The sequence below is a fragment of the Kineococcus sp. AC630 genome (genome assembly GCF_979255925.1).
Genome location: NZ_CEEDMJ010000103.1, coordinates 1 through 257, shown reverse-complemented (window position 1 = coordinate 257; position 257 = coordinate 1). Strand labels below are relative to the sequence as shown.

1 protein-coding gene is annotated in these 257 nt (G+C 78.6%); it reads right to left on the bottom strand.

Features of this window, described 5'->3' with window-relative positions; translation table 11 throughout:
* Nucleotides 1-257 (bottom strand): hypothetical protein (locus AC0I8G_RS26030; protein ID WP_471732523.1); only part of this gene is annotated, 257 nt, incomplete at both ends.

Genomic DNA, 257 nt, shown 5'->3' with positions numbered 1-257 from the left:
GCCCCGGGAGGGGGTGAAGTTCTGCCCGTCGGGGAGGGCGGTGAGGGCGTCGGCGGCCAGCGCGCTGCGCTGGCGGAGGGCCTCGCCGACCGGGCGGGTCTGCGCGGGGATCGCGACCGGGGCCGCGGGGGCCTCGACGACCGGCGCCGCGACGACCGCGGCGACGGGTTCCTCGACCACGGGCGTCTCGACCACGAGGGTCACGACGACCACCGGGGTCTCGACCACGGGGGCCTCGACGACCACCGGGGACTCGA